This window comes from Clostridium pacaense (genome assembly GCF_020709765.2).
GTDB classification, from domain to species: Bacteria; Bacillota; Clostridia; order Lachnospirales; family Lachnospiraceae; genus Enterocloster; species Enterocloster hominis.
In genome coordinates, this window is the sequence record NZ_JAJFEB020000038.1 from 1 (window position 1) to 15,108 (window position 15,108).

10 protein-coding genes are annotated in these 15,108 nt (G+C 41.9%); 8 read left to right on the forward strand and 2 right to left on the reverse strand.

What is annotated here, in order from left to right:
• Positions 1-102: 102 nt before the first annotated feature.
• The 3 genes from LK536_RS58050 to LK536_RS58060 all read left to right on the forward strand — a co-directional run bounded on the left by LK536_RS58050 (position 103) and on the right by LK536_RS58060 (position 4,340).
• On the forward strand, positions 103-978 hold the full coding sequence (locus LK536_RS58050; protein ID WP_506092277.1) for a hypothetical protein: 876 nt from the start codon (positions 103-105) through the stop codon (positions 976-978).
• A 764-nt stretch (positions 979-1,742) separates the two neighbouring features.
• Positions 1,743-3,035, forward strand: a complete 1,293-nt coding sequence (gene ltrA, locus LK536_RS58055) for a group II intron reverse transcriptase/maturase (protein ID WP_506092278.1) — start codon at positions 1,743-1,745, stop codon at positions 3,033-3,035.
• Positions 3,036-3,302: 267 nt separating this feature from the next.
• Entirely contained in the window at positions 3,303-4,340 is a 1,038-nt protein-coding gene (locus LK536_RS58060; protein ID WP_506092279.1) for a helix-turn-helix domain-containing protein, read from the forward strand.
• 231 nt (positions 4,341-4,571) lie between these two features.
• Here LK536_RS58060 and LK536_RS58065 read toward each other — a convergent pair whose 3' ends face one another.
• Together LK536_RS58065 and LK536_RS58070 are read right to left on the reverse strand one after the other, a co-directional pair.
• Positions 4,572-6,083, reverse strand: coding sequence for a response regulator (locus tag LK536_RS58065; protein ID WP_025484984.1), 1,512 nt, complete (start codon positions 6,081-6,083; stop codon positions 4,572-4,574).
• On the reverse strand, positions 6,061-7,797 hold the full coding sequence (locus tag LK536_RS58070; RefSeq protein ID WP_506092280.1) for a histidine kinase: 1,737 nt from the start codon (positions 7,795-7,797) through the stop codon (positions 6,061-6,063). Before LK536_RS58070 ends, LK536_RS58065 begins: the two co-directional genes overlap by 23 nt.
• Before the next feature lie 222 nt (positions 7,798-8,019).
• Between LK536_RS58070 and LK536_RS58075 the strand changes: the two genes are divergently transcribed.
• The 5 genes from LK536_RS58075 to LK536_RS58095 all read left to right on the forward strand — a co-directional run bounded on the left by LK536_RS58075 (position 8,020) and on the right by LK536_RS58095 (position 14,838).
• Positions 8,020-9,435: an extracellular solute-binding protein gene (locus tag LK536_RS58075; RefSeq protein ID WP_506092281.1), complete on the forward strand. Its 1,416-nt coding sequence runs from the start codon at positions 8,020-8,022 to the stop codon at positions 9,433-9,435.
• A 95-nt stretch (positions 9,436-9,530) separates the two neighbouring features.
• Positions 9,531-10,421, forward strand: a complete 891-nt coding sequence (locus LK536_RS58080) for a carbohydrate ABC transporter permease (RefSeq protein WP_025484988.1) — start codon at positions 9,531-9,533, stop codon at positions 10,419-10,421.
• The gene (locus LK536_RS58085; RefSeq protein ID WP_025484989.1) at positions 10,414-11,247 is read left to right on the forward strand and encodes a carbohydrate ABC transporter permease; all 834 of its coding nucleotides are present in this window, start codon (positions 10,414-10,416) and stop codon (positions 11,245-11,247) included. Before LK536_RS58080 ends, LK536_RS58085 begins: the two co-directional genes overlap by 8 nt.
• 9 nt (positions 11,248-11,256) lie before the next feature.
• Entirely contained in the window at positions 11,257-13,665 is a 2,409-nt protein-coding gene (locus tag LK536_RS58090) for a beta-mannosidase (RefSeq protein WP_025484990.1), read from the forward strand.
• Between the two features lie 9 nt (positions 13,666-13,674).
• Entirely contained in the window at positions 13,675-14,838 is a 1,164-nt protein-coding gene (locus LK536_RS58095) for an ArgE/DapE family deacylase (protein ID WP_506092282.1), read from the forward strand.
• Positions 14,839-15,108: the final 270 nt, after the last annotated feature.

The following is a 15,108-nucleotide window of genomic DNA, read 5'->3' on the forward strand; positions in this document are numbered from 1 at the left end:
TTGAAGTCTCTTTATCCTAAAATTGTGCTTTCATAAAAAGGATACTTCACATAACTAAACTGCTAATAACAACTAGTTATTACACTAGGAGGAAAATATATTATGGAAGTCTTTGAGGTGGGAAACAATATTGCTAGTATTTGGAACATATTCTTTTGGCCCTTTATTGAATTTTTGATAATAACTTTAGTGGTTTATTTTCTGGTAGGCAAAGAATTATGGAATCATGTTAAAAAAAATTTATTTGTAAAGCGCGACAATATAGTTTTTAGAAGAAGAAAAGGTATATATTTACCGCTTTCAACCTTTGAAAAACAATTAATAGAATATTTGAAGTCGTCTAGTCTTTTGGTTTTGGTAATAGTTTTAGTTTTGATATATGCTACACAGAAAATAGTTCATTTTGTTGCAAATCTAATTCCTATAACGTATTACTTCAGAGGGGATCAAATATTACTTACGATAAATGATGATATTATTTCTAGCATTTGGAGCTACTGTCCAAATCTTCCGTTTATAGAGTTATATAATAAAATTCAGCAGCTCGCAGAAACAGGAGACGCATTTCAATATGACACATTTACTTCAAATTTTTATAATGCTGTGAGTTTATTTGAGTTTTTATTTATATTGGGTATTATAACTATTATTGTACCACAAGTAAGAAAACATCTGAAATGTATTAAAAAAGCACTTTTGCTGATTGCTTTTTCTTTTATATTTACAATAATTGCCTACGAATGTCAATTTTCTCACTTTATATCTCAAACAGAACAAAAAGCCTATTATGCGCTAACTCAATATCAGCTAGAAGGTGATAGTGAAGCAGCAGCTAAAGAAAAAGAGGCATGTTTAGCCAAGTTACAGTTGCTACATAACGAGAGTAATAGAGATGAGCCAATAATCGGATTTACTCTAAAATATAAAATTGACATGGACAGTCTAAAGTATTTATTAAAATCAATATCGTTTAACTGACAATTTTATCATACAGTTGAGTGTCAGTAGTAACTTACTTAATGAAAATGAAATGAAACTAATATTTTGTGTGTTACATTTCTTTAGGGAAAAAATTATTTAAAATATTCACACAATTTTTAGAAGTAAATCCCCAAAGAATGGTACTAAGTGCTTCAATCGAGACCGTTTCATTGTTTGTGTAAACTCAAAAAACTGAAATAAGATAAGTTGATAGTTACGAAGGGCAAAGCCATCTTTCTGGGCCTTTCCCTTTGTTGTGTGCCAGGCATGGCACTAATCTAGCTAGTGAAAGTCTAGCCACGGGTATTTACCGCCAAGTGTAGCGAACCACAAGTTGGTATCAGTAATGGTATGGATGAAGGAAGTGGTGTAGCAAAGTTCTTGAGCCTACGAACAGAAACTTGATAAGGCAATGAGGTGGGTAAGGTTGCAACACAAACCGAAGCCCAAAAGGTAAACGTATAACCAAAGTTGTAAATCAAGAGGTTGTGGAACGAAAGATTAGTGCCTTACCCTTGGGAGGGCCCTACCCACACATCAATAGATGTGGTCGAAAAAGGTTTAGGGTGGGAGTCAGATGATGTCATAGTAGGTGAAAGCCGAAGGACTGAAACGATTTATAGTACAAATCGTTATTAAGAAATCATGCATCAGTCAGAAATCAGATGGATGGGAAAAGTAGGAACGTAAGCCGGGGAATACCATTGATATCGAGAGGGATGATATGCATAAATTTTGTGATAACTAGAGGAGTAACAACAATGGAATTAATGGATGTGATTACATCAAAGGAAAATCTAAACAGTACCTATAAGAAAGTAGTGGCGAACAAAGGCGAAGGTGGAGTAGATGGAATGAAAGTCGAGGAACTTGGTGAGTATATCAAGGAAAATAAAGACAGAATCATTCAGTCAATTAAAAACCGAACATACATGCCAAAGCCAGTGCGTAGAGTTTATATCCCAAAAGATAATGGAAAGCAGAGACCACTAGGGATTCCAACGGTCTTAGATAGAGTGATACAACAAGCTGTCGCTCAGCCTGTTATAGAAATATACGAAGAAATATTCAGTGACTTTAGCTATGGTTTCAGACCAAAAAGAAGCTGTCATGATACCATAAAACAAGCATTGGAGTATCTGAACGAGGGATATGAGTGGGTAATAGACATTGATATAGAGCAATTCTTTGATAAAGTAAACCATGACAAACTGATTCAGATTCTTAGAGAACAAATAAACGACAGTACCACATTGAACCTGATTCGGAAATATCTGAAAGCGGGAGTAATGGAGAAAGGGCTGGAACAGGCAACAATGACTGGTGTGCCGCAAGGAGGTCCACTTTCAGTCGTACTATCTAATGCATATCTTGATAAGTTAGATAAGGAACTAGAACAGAGAGGACTACGTTTTACAAGGTATGCTGATGACACAATGGTATTTACGAAAAGTGAAATGGCAGCCAATAGGGTAATGGAATCCATTACAGATTGGATAGAAAGGAAACTGTTTCTAAAGGTAAATGCAACCAAGACAAAAGTAGTCAGACCAACGAGAAGTAAATATCTAGGGTTTACATTTCTGAAAAATAGTGGGGAGTGGAAAGTCAAGCCAACCACAGAAAAGAAAAAGAAGTTAAAACAGAAATTAAGTGAATACCTCAAAAGAAGTAAAGCAATTGCTCGGCCACTTGTGGCAACAATTAAGCGGGTGAATGAGATTGTAAGAGGTTGGATTAACTATTTCCGAATCGGAATGATGAAAGGTTTTATGGATGATTTCGGTCAATGGCTGAGGCATAAAATTCGAGTGATTGTAATGAAACAATGGAAAACGTCCAAGACCATTTATAAAAATCTATGTTGCATGAATAGAAAATATAAATGTAAATTTGACCATGAATCAATCTATAAAGTTGCAAACTCAAGCCTTGGATGGTACAGACAGAGTGGGATGAATATAGTTAATTTTATCATTAGTCCAATGGTGCTTGAAACAAAAATAAAGGACGGAGCCGGTTTGCTCAATCCTTTAAATTATTATCTAAGATAAGTTGGAATATAAGTTGTAGAGCCGTATACGAGACCCGTATGTGCGGTCCAACGAGAGGGAAATAATTCTTAGCAATTATTTCTCTACTCTATTATCTGGTTTTATATAATTACCCCTAAGTATTAAATGGTACAATAGATGGAAGCGGTATGAGCGCTGGTTCATTTTTTTGAAAGATACTTAACGCCTGTTCAGTTGTGAATGACTGTATCTGTCTGCTATTATTAAATCAGCAAAGGCCAATGCAAAAAACAGGAGGCATACGATATGCAGTTAGGGCAGGTAATCCGTAAACACCGGAAAAGTAAATGTATGACACAGGAAGAGATGGCGGGCCGGCTTGGTGTAACTGCGCCGGCGGTCAATAAGTGGGAAAATGGAGTTTCTATGCCGGATATCACGCTGTTAGCACCTATTGCCAGGCTATTGGGCATTACAACAGATATTTTATTGTCATTTTGTGATGAACTGACAGCAGAGGAAATAGAAGCGCTTGTTTGTGAAGTGGATTCCATGCTAAAGGAAAAACCTTACAATGAGGTGTTTCTGTGGGTAAAGAAGAAACTGGAACAGTATCCGAACTGTGAACAGCTGGGTTTTCAGCTGGCAGTAATATTGGATGCGCAGCGTATCCTGCAGGAGCTGTCTGATGCAGATGAATATGATGAATATATCTGTTCCCTGTATATCCGTGGGCTGGAAAGTAATGATGAAATAATCCGCCGCCGTGGGGCCGATGCATTATCAGGCTTCTATTTGCGAAAAAAGAGATATGATAAGGCGGAGGAATGTCTGAAATATTTCTCCGTGCAGGATCCGGTAAGGAAAATGAAACAGGCGCAGATTTACAGTAAGACAAACCGTATCCCCGAGGCATATAAAGTCTATGAGGAACTTCTTTTCTCATATTATCAGCTGGCAAGCGGGGCGCTCCACGGAATGTATATGCTGGCAGTCATTCAAAAGGAGATGGACCAGGCGCATATGCTGGTTAAGAAGCAGGAAGAACTGGCAAGGTGCTTTGATATGGGGAAATATTATGAAGTGTTTTCCAGGCTTGATATTGCAACAATGGAACAAGATGCAGATACGGTAATTTCAACAATGAAAGAAATGCTTTCAAGCATAGGACAGATAGGCAGCTTTAATAAATCGCCTCTTTACCGGCATATGGAATTTAAGGGGATGAGAGAGGAGTTCCTGGCCGAACTGAAAGGCAATTTATTAAAATGCTTCCAGGATGAAGAAAGCTATGGCTTTTTGATGGATGATGAAAGATGGCAAGAAATAGTTCTAAATGAATAGAGAGGGTCTTATGGTGAATTCGGTATAAGAAGATAAAACTAATTGCATAGAGTGGAATATTTCCTGAAACTGATGGAGGGCAGGATGAGGGTGGTCTATGCCATATTTAAGGTTTGGGAAAACTGGTACCGGCCCTTGTAATCAGAGGGCCGGTTAAATTGAAACTGATAGACCTGATTCTGGATATATATGAATATAAGAGGATGAAACAAGTCTATATGATGCCAAAACTCACAGGCGGTTCTGTTGGGATATCTTATATTCCCTTGGACTCATACCCGTAATTTTTAGAAAATAGGAGGAAAAACGTTTATACTCCATGTACCCTACTTTGGAGGCAATCTCCGAGACTTTTAAATCGGAGTTGAGAAGCAGCTCCTTCGCCTTTTCTATACGAAGGTTGTGTATATATTGTACAATCCCGATGTTGATATTGTTCTTAAATATTTTGCTGATATAGGAAGGAGTCACACAGCAGTGCCGGGCAATTGCATTTAGGGAAATCTGTTCACTATAATGGGTGTCAATATATTGGAGGGCCATTTTTACGATGGAATTATGGGGAATCTCCGGACTGAAATTCTGAATCATCTCATTCACCTTTTGAAAAATCAAGGTTGCATCATTACACTCACGGATAGTACTTAAATATGGAAGGGCCTGTTCATATTTGCCTGATACACTGAATATACCGATTGTAATCCGTTCCATAGATGCCCTGTATTGGCAAAAGGGAACTTGGCGCTGCTGGAAAAAGGAAAAAAATTGCTCCAGTTTTCCAAATACATCAATGTAATTATGTATTGAAAAGGAATGTAAGATTTCCTGTTCCAGCGTCATGAGGAGGTCCAGATTCACCTTCTCGGGAGGAGCTTCACTCAACAAAATTAGTTTTTCACCTGCATGCCAGCATAGGTGTTCTTTTGACCTGACCAGGCGGCCCAGCAGATAAGGCAGATCTTCAATTGTTCCAGCCCTATGTGAAATAAGCATTTGGGCCTTTTCATGTTTCTGGATAAAGCCATCCATGACAGCCTCACATTGGTCTAAAGGAATTAAATTTGATGAAAGGTTCAGGATTCCGATGATTCCCACGTCTTTTTTCCACACAAGAAAAGGAGAACTGGCGGAAAAGGAAAACAGCAGGCTCATAATCAAGCTGTCTACATCCTCTCCATTCTCTGTATGAAGCAATAAAGGAAAGTAGTATGGACCAGCCAGGTTTACCTCTAGAAGCTGGGCCTGTTCAAGAAGCAGTCCGCTTTCCATTTTACCGGATATAATATCGTCCATAAAATTGACACGTATGTTCTGGAAACAGTATTCCATCAAAGAAGAGGTATCTGATACTGCATCATCATGGAAGGCGGTATCGATTTTCTCTTTGCATTTCAAAACAGCCTGAAGGATATCGCTGGAATTAGCGGATTTCATCACAAAATCCACAGCACCATTGCGGATGGCACCCAGAAGGTATTCTTTGTCATCATAGCCGCTGATAAATATTATTTTTGTATCAGGGAGCAGTTCCTTGATTCTTTCTGCCATTATAAGGCCATTCATTACCGGCATCCTGATATCAGAGATGATAATATCAGGATGATGTTTGATGGCCTTTTGTAGTCCGTCTTCACCGTTCACAGCTTCTGCCACAACTTCGATATCATGGGAAGACCAGTTGATATGGAAGTGGATTCCCCTTCGTATAATGGTTTCATCGTCAACAATCATCAGTGTTGTCATAAGGCACCTCCTCTTTTCTTATGACGGGCATGGTCACCTTGAAGATGGTCTCGCCAAATTCCACTGTGCAGCTGATTCCATAGGAATTGCCATGTCTCAAACGGATACGGTCATTAATGTTGCGGATGCCGATTCCTTTCTCAGCGGAAATAGGCTTATTAAGTATTTCCTGAATGGAATCAATATTAACATCAGTGCCGGTATTCCGCACTTCATAAATCAGACAATCATCACTGCAGAAAATGTGGATTTTTACGGTGCCTGATCCGGTCACATCAATACCGTGCAGGATGGCATTTTCCACAAGGGGCTGAAGAATTAATTTGATGACCATATAGTCGGATGCTTCTACCTGGGTATCAATTTCATATTTTAGTTGTTCCTGGTGTCGTACCTGCTGTATGTAGAGATAACAACTTACATGCTCCAGTTCCGATGAAAGGGGAACCATGTCATTTTCGTCTCCGGCAAGGGAAAGGCGGAAGAGTTTGGACAGAGAGGATACCATCTGGCTTACATCTTTTGTCATGTTAAACTCAGACATCCAGTAGATGGTATCCAGTGTGTTATATAAAAAGTGTGGATTAATCTGTGACTGGAGGATGGATAGCTGGGCATCCTTTAGTTTTATATTTTTAAGATACACCTCATTATAAGAAATCTGAAGCTTTTCACACATCTCATTAAACTGGAGGGCAAGTGTTGCAATTTCATCATGTCCCGTTACTTCAGCCCGGGTAGAAAAATCTTCGGTTGTGGTAATGCGTTCCATGGAATTCCCAAGCTTTTTTAAGGGGGATACGATTAGTGCAGTAAATGCGTAGGACAGAAAAAGACAGATTGCAGTACAGCACAGGGTAAAGATTCCCCAAGTAGCATTCAGGCTGTTCAGAACCGAATTCTCAAAGCCATTGCTGCTGATGCCAAACAGATACCAGCCTGCATTGGATAGTGAGTAAGGCGTTATATAGCAGTCATAATCCTTCAGGTAAAGGCAGCTTCCATTATAGGTATCCAGCAGGTCAGCGGTCATGGTGTTTAAGACATCTGTTGCTTTCTGTACTGTGTCCCCATTCTGGTATATCAGATTTCCATGTCTGTCCATGATATAGTAATTTGTATCAATGGGTTCTTTTTGGGGAAAGAGGGTATCCAGCGCTTTTATATTCATTCGGATTTTTAAATACCCAATCTCAGCTTTCAGGTTGGTGGGAATCCTGAGGAGCCTCCCAAAATATATCTGGGTGTTTCCATTGGAATCTGATTCAAAATTCCATAGGGGATATCCTTTGTTCTGATTTAAGGTATCAATTTCATCTTCTGATAGGTAGATACGCTCCCCGCTTCTCACATATTGGCCATCCTTGCCCCATACTGCAATTCCTTCAATATTTTCATTTGAATAGGGGAGAAGAGCCAGGGTATTCTGTACGTTAATCTTTTTCTGGTTAAAATCGGGTGAGTCCAGAGGTGTTGTGAGAAAACCGGTGATATTGGTTTCAAAAGTGGCATATAGGCCAAAGTCATACAGGGAATTAAATGTCTGATCACAGGATATGCCAATGGAGTGTATGTTCTGTATATTCAGGGTGGTGGTGCTGTCTTTTGCAAAATTCTTAGCATACCGGGCAAACACAATCTGTGAGATTACCATGGGGATGGTGAAGATGACAATAAAAATCAAAATCAGCTTCAGGCGGATATTTAATTTCATGCGGCATCCTGTCCCTTCTTTGTATATTCATATAAGTATAACAAAAAAGCAGGATAAAGTCAAAAAAACAGGATATTACTTTCGTCTATTCTATTTAAAAATCAACAAAATCAATAAAATAATTAGATAAATCATACAAAAAGCACGGTTTTATATCCAGGATTATTTTGTTACTATGGATATATCAATCATAAGTACTGAAAAACAAGGAGGGTTATGGAAATGAAGAAATCATTCAGAATGTATGCTGCTTTACTGTCGGTTGCAATGCTTTTAACGGCTTGCGGAAGTTCTGCCGGGACATCGGCAACAGCTGCTGACACAACAGCTGCCGGCACTGTGGCTGCAGCAAAGACAGAAGAGCCGGCAGAAAAGACAGAAAGCGGGGAAAAGGTAAAATTATCCATAATGCATGCATACACCAAAGAAGAGGCGGACAGCGGTGATAATACAAGAAAAATGCCAAGGGAAACAGTTCTCGAGTGGGCGGAAAATAACAAGGATTCTGTTCAGGTGGAAGTGACCGAGGTACAGCATGATGACTATGAGACAAAACTTCAGGCACTGGCAGCAGCGGATGATCTTCCGGATGTATTCACCATGAAGGGGTCCTGGGTTGAAAATTTTAATGCCAGCGGCCTGCTGGCAGATATGACGGATGCGGTTAATAACTGCCAATGGAAAGACCAGTATAAATTTTATCTGTTTGATGGTGTGACAACAAAAGATGGGAAGATTATTGGCGCTCCCATGCAGTATTCTGCCACAACTATTGTGTATTACAATAAGGATTTATGGAAACAGGCAGGGTATGACAGCTTCCCTGCAACCTGGGATGAACTTCTGGCAGCAGTTCCCAAGTTCCAGGAAATGGGCGTACAGACCATTGCATTAGGAAATCTTGACAAATGGCAGTACAATTCATCCTGGTGTTCGGCGTTGGCAGACCGCTATACGGGATCTGATTGGACCCAGTCAATCATCGATATGGATGGGACCGCCAGCTTTACGGATGAGGATTTTGTTAAATTTTTGGAACTTACCAGTAAAATAGGAGATTCCAATGCCTTGAATCCTGATTATGAAAGCATTGGGAACCAGGAGGCATCCGCCATGCTTTTGTCAGGCAAGGCAGCCACCACCATTGACGGATACTGGAATGTGGAGTATACGGCATCAAATGCAGACCAGGAGATGCTGGATAAGATAGAACTGGCAGTATTACCTGCAGTGGAAGGTGGAAAGGGACAGCCTGACGCGGTTGCAGCCGGCTGCGGCTGGTTTGTAGGAGTAAACAGCAAACTGGAGGGAGAGGCCCTTGAGAAGGCCTTAGACCTGGCAATGTATATGTCCGGCCCGGCCTTATCACAGAGAATGACAGATGTGGGGTTGGTAAGTACTTGTGACACTGTGGCAAAGGATCCCTCAACATTCAGCACCATCAATCAGAAATATCTGGATTTTGTAGCAAATGCAGAGAACACATGCGTGATTTACGATGCAAGGATTAATGCCTCGGTCATAGCTACCATGAATGACCAGTTTGTGGAACTGCTGAGCGGCTCCACAGACCCAGAGACTGCTGCTGGGAAGATTCAGCAGGAATATGAAACCATATGTGCCCAATATGCAAACTGAGCATTTAAACATCAGAAACAAATGCATGAAACCTGCCGGATTACGCAGGTTTCATGACTTAGGGCAGCATTCAAATAAAGGAAGGAGAGGATGGTATGAATAATTTAAGACCTCCTAAGTTTAAATTTGCCATATATTTGCTGCCAGGTATATTGCTGTATGTATTTGCCGTGTTTGTACCCGTGCTGGGCGCCCTGTATTACAGTATGTTTGATTGGATGGGCGGGCCTAAAAAAACATTTGCGGGTCTGCAAAACTATGTCACCTTGCTCCATGATGAGACGTTTTGGCAGGCGTTAAAGAATAATCTGGTCCTTACCATGATCTGTATTGTAGGACAGATTGGAATCGCTTTTCTGATGGCAATGCTGCTGAATACCAGATATGTAAAGATGAAGCAGTTCCACAGGGTGGTAAGCTATTTTCCTGTTACGCTTTCAGCAGTGGTCATAGGTTTTATCTGGTCCATGATTTATGATTACAATTACGGATTGCTGAATACGCTGCTTGGCGTGTTTGGCATGGAGAGTTTACAGCAGGCCTGGCTCAGCAACAGGAAGCTGGCGCTGTTTCTGGTGTCGCTGCCGCTCATATGGCAGTACATAGGCTATTATCTGGTCATTATCCTGTCCGGCCTATCATCCATTGACCCGGGCGTTTTAGAGATGGCTGAAATTGACGGGGCCACTGGATTTCAGCGGGCCAGATACATTACACTTCCATTAATCCGCGGAACATTGATTGTGTGTCTTACCCTTTGTATTTCCGGAAACCTGAAGACCTTTGACCATATTTATGTAATGACAGGAGGAGGACCGGGCATCTCCACCATGGTAATGTCTTTGTATGCGTATCAGAATTCTTTTGTAAGATATAAAATGGGGTATGGCAGTGCCATTTCCATAGGAATCCTGATCATCAGCCTGTTAATTACCCTGCTCAGCAGGAGGATAGCAGGTGGAAAGGGGGAAAAGAGCGGTGTATAAAGTATTGTCCGCCTTAAAGAAGGCAGCGGCGAATCTGTTCGTGATATTGATATCCTTTACCTGTGTCTTTCCTATTATATGGCTCATATATTCTACCCTCAAGACTTCTGCGGAGTTTGACACAAATGTGATTGCATTGCCGGTAAATCCCACCCTGGATAACTACAAAAAGGTGCTGACAGTAAGTTCAATGCCTAAGTATATGCTCAACTCAGTCATGATTTCCGTGATAACAGTCATGCTTATTCTGGTTACCAGCTTTGTGATTGGATATTTCCTGGCCAGGTATGATTTCAGGTTCAGAAACCTGATTTATGGGGGATTCCTCATAGGAATGCTGATTCCCATCCATTCCCTGATGGTACCTATCTATATTATTTTTTCCAAGCTTCACATCAACGACCACAGGTTTACCTTGGTAATCCCCTATCTGGCCTTTCAGATGCCCATTGCCCTTTATCTGATGGAGAATTACATTCACAGCATACCCAGGGAAATGGAGGAGGCAGCAGCGATTGACGGTGCATCCTTTGATATGAGGCTGTTCAGGATTGTTCTGCCAATGGCGAAACCGGTTATGACCGCGGCTGGTATCATTGCATTTTTTTATTGCTGGAACGAGTTCAGCTTTGCATTGATTCTTACTACCAGGGAAACGCTTAGGACACTTCCCTTGGGGCTGGCGCTATTTAAGGGTTCTTATACTACCAACTACCCAATGCTGATGGCTGCAATGGCAATTGCAATCGCACCGGCATTGGTAACCTATATGTTATTTAGCAAGAATATCATCAAAGGCATGATGTCTGGTGCCGTGAAAGGTTAGGAGATTATAATGGAAAGTTACAGTTTAGCAGGAATATGGCAAGTCTATGCCGATGGTCACGATATGACCGCCACAGTTCCCGGTTCCGTATATTCCGCTCTTCTTGAAAATGGATATATGGAAGACCCATATTACCGGGATAATGAATTAAGTGCATTGGAAATCATGAAACAGGATTTTATGTTTAAGAAAAAGTTTAAAGTTCCGGAAACAATCTGCAGGAGCAGCCATGTCCTGCTGCATTGTGATGGGCTTGACACCCTATGTGAGCTTTATCTGAATGGAACAAAAATCGGGAGTGCAGATAACTTCCACAGGATATGGGAGTTCGATATAAAGGATATGATTAGGGAGGATGGGAATGAACTTGTCATCCATATATCATCTCCGATCAATTATATTAAGGAGCAGGATAAGGCTTATCATTTGGGGGGATCACGCCATGCAATGAGGGGATTTCCCCATCTGAGAAAACCTCACTGCATGTTTGGATGGGACTGGGGTCCCAGACTTCCTGATGCCGGGATATGGAATCAGATTAATATCCTGGCATTTGAAGATGCGCGCCTGCAGGATGTCTATATTGAGCAGCAGCATGGACGGGATGAAGTAGGGCTGTCATTCAGAATCAGACATACGGGAGAAGCAGATATAAAGGTAACAATCAAGAATCCGAAAGGGGAAATCATATATGAGGGCGGAAGGACGGAGGTTGCTATAGAGAATCCGCAGCTATGGTGGCCCAATGGACTGGGAAGCCAGCCTTTGTATGAGGTTACTATAGAACTGCTTCAGGAAGATGTAGTTGTGGATAGCATGGTTAGAAGAATCGGGCTGAGGACCATGACTGTGGTTCGGGAAAAGGACCAGTGGGGCGAGAGTTTTGCACACTGTGTCAATGGACAGACGTTCTTTGCAATGGGAGCTGACTATATTCCTGAGGATAATCTATTTCAGCGGATTACGCCGGAGCGTACAAGAAAGCTTTTGGAAAAATGCAAATTTGCAAATTTTAATGCCATCCGGGTATGGGGAGGCGGAAATTATCCGTCAGATGAGTTCTTTGATATCTGTGATGAACTGGGGCTGGTGGTTTGGCAGGATTTTATGTTCTGCTGCGCCAATTATCATCTTACGGACACATTTGAAGAGAATATTACCAGAGAGCTTGAGGATAACATCCGCAGAATCAGGCATCATGCTTCTTTGGGGTTATGGTGCGGCAATAATGAGATGGAAATGTTCGCAAAAGTTGGAGAATACGATGGAAATGACATCACAAGGGGATTTTATATCCGTATGTATGAGCATATCATACCTCATATACTGAAACGAGAAGATCCAAATACATTTTACTGGCCGGCTTCCCCTTCCTCAGGCGGTTCCTTTGATGAACCCAATGCGCCTGACCGCGGGGATGTACATTACTGGGAAGTATGGCATGGCGGGGTTCCTTTTTCAGAGTATCGGAAATACTTTTTCAGATATGCGTCTGAATTTGGTTTTCAGTCTTTTCCATCATTAAAGACAGTTGAATCCTTTACATTGCAGTCGGACAGAAATATTTTCTCCAGAGTAATGGAAATGCACCAGAGAAATGAGGGGGCCAATGGAAAAATCCTTCAATACCTGTCCAAAACCTATCTGTATCCCAATGATTTTGAAACCCTCCTTTATACCTCGCAGCTCCTTCAGGCAGATGCCATCCGGTATGGGGTAGAGCATTGGAGACGGAATAGGGGACGGTGCATGGGAGCCATCTATTGGCAGCTGAACGATATATGGCCGGTGGCTTCCTGGTCATCGGTAGATTACTTTGGAAGACTGAAGGCGCTGCACTATTGCGCCCGCCGTTTCTTTGCGCCGGTGATGATATCCTGTGAGGAGGTATGTGAGACAACAGCCAGGACTTCTGTTGTCATGGAACCGGGAGCAGTGGTAAATACTGCAAGGCTCTGTGTTGCGAATGAAACATGGAATGCTGTATCTGGCGAAGTCAGATGGAAATTAATGACTCCTGATAGCAAAGTTGTGATGGAGGGTGCGAAGGAAGTAGAGGTGGAAGCATTCAGCAGCGAGTGGCTGGAGCAGATGGATTTTGGTGACATGGATTACAGGAGAAATCATCTATATTTTGAGTTTGTTGTTGGCGGGAATGTCCTTTCATCGGGAACCGTGTTATTTACAGCACCGAAACATTATTATTTCCAGAATCCCATGCTCTCCGTAACTTTAGATGGGAATCAGGTGACTGTTAAGGCAGAGGCGTATGCAAAATCCGTTGAAATTTATTCCCATATAGAAGATTTTGTCCTGAGTGATAACTTTTTTGATATGGAGGCCGGGACGGTAACACTTACTGTACTGGAAGGGAATGCAAAACACCTGAAGGTGAGAAGTGTTTACGATATCCGCTAGGTGATAAGGATGAGGAATGGCATAATTAATTTGATTGACAGGGAGAGACTGGTTCAAATTGTTTCGGACTGTATCTCATGCCCAAGTGAGGTGCCTACGGGAAGTGATGAATGCATGTCGCAGTATGTGTATGGTTTTCTGAATGATTTGGGGCTGAAACCGTGGAAACAGGATTGTGGGGATGGAAGGTTCAATGTACTAGCCAGGATTCCCGGAATCGAGAAACAGGAAATCATGTATTGCGGTCATTTGGATGTGGTGCCTGCTGGAACGGATGGATGGGATTCACCTCCCTACGAGCCGCAGATCCGCAAGGGACGGCTGTATGGAAGAGGTAGTGCAGACATGAAGGGAAGCATCGGATGCATGCTGTATCTGGCAGAACTGGCGGCAAAGGGAAAAATAGTACCCCTGGAGAACCTACTTCTGTTTTTCGATATAGATGAGGAGAATCATAATCTGGGAGTCCGGACTTTTTTAACAGATCCGATTGTTTCGGATTTTATTATTGTGGGGGAACCCACCTCACTGGAACTGGCTATGGGCCACAGGGGAGTCATGGCTTTCAGGGTGGAGATTGTGGGAAAGAGCGCCCATGCAGCACAGCCCGATTATGGGATAAACCCCATACGCGCAGCCGCCCTTTTACAGAAAAAGGTGGATGGATACCAAACCATACTGGATGGGAGAAATGTGAAATACCAGGGTAGGAGTTCCATGGAAATAACCATGATTCAGGCAGGTAGGAAGGTGAATATGATTCCGGAAACCTGCCAGGTCATGATTGACAGGAGACTGACTGACGGAGAGGATGATGTAAGCGCACAAAGAGAGCTGAACCGGCTGCTCAAGGAGGTGGAGCAGGAGAGCGGGTGCGGGTGCCGGATGGATGTTACTACTTATTGCCCTCCTGGACTGTGCAGTGAAGCACATGAGAGGATTGGACGCATAAAAGAATGCGTGAAATCAGTTACAGGGAAGGAAGCAGTGCTGAAAGCTTTTGACGCATCTGGGGAGGCGGGGCTGTTGACCCAATACCTGGGGACTCCGGCAATTACCTTTGGACCGGGTGATATTAAACAGGCCCACACTGTAAACGAGTACATATCCATTGAGGATTTGGTACAGGGGACAGCAATTTACGGAATGCTTATGTTCACGCCAAAATCATAGACTATGCAATATCTATATACAGCAGGACAGCTAAAATACAGGCATGTCCTGCTGTATTGCTGCTTATGCTACAGTATAAATAAAACAGTAAAAAATGAAAAGATGAATTGGTAAAATTTCAAAGTGAATTCGTGATTTCTACAAAACATTGATTTTGCAGCACTTAATTCACCTCATTTCGGTTTACGTGTGGCAAAAATAGAGCTATAATGACCTTACAGGAGCCTGTTTTCATGAGTACAAGCATGGTAAACAGGCATCTGGGTCAGT

Coding starts and splice junctions, on each gene's coding strand:
- LK536_RS58065 (WP_025484984.1), bottom strand. CDS start 6,083: ATGACAACACTGATGATTGTTGACGATGAAACCATTATACGAAGGGGA.
- LK536_RS58090 (WP_025484990.1), top strand. CDS start 11,257: ATGGAAAGTTACAGTTTAGCAGGAATATGGCAAGTCTATGCCGATGGT.
- LK536_RS58070 (WP_506092280.1), bottom strand. CDS start 7,797: ATGAAATTAAATATCCGCCTGAAGCTGATTTTGATTTTTATTGTCATC.
- LK536_RS58060 (WP_506092279.1), top strand. CDS start 3,303: ATGCAGTTAGGGCAGGTAATCCGTAAACACCGGAAAAGTAAATGTATG.
- LK536_RS58075 (WP_506092281.1), top strand. CDS start 8,020: ATGAAGAAATCATTCAGAATGTATGCTGCTTTACTGTCGGTTGCAATG.
- LK536_RS58080 (WP_025484988.1), top strand. CDS start 9,531: ATGAATAATTTAAGACCTCCTAAGTTTAAATTTGCCATATATTTGCTG.
- LK536_RS58095 (WP_506092282.1), top strand. CDS start 13,675: ATGAGGAATGGCATAATTAATTTGATTGACAGGGAGAGACTGGTTCAA.
- LK536_RS58050 (WP_506092277.1), top strand. CDS start 103: ATGGAAGTCTTTGAGGTGGGAAACAATATTGCTAGTATTTGGAACATA.
- ltrA (WP_506092278.1), top strand. CDS start 1,743: ATGGAATTAATGGATGTGATTACATCAAAGGAAAATCTAAACAGTACC.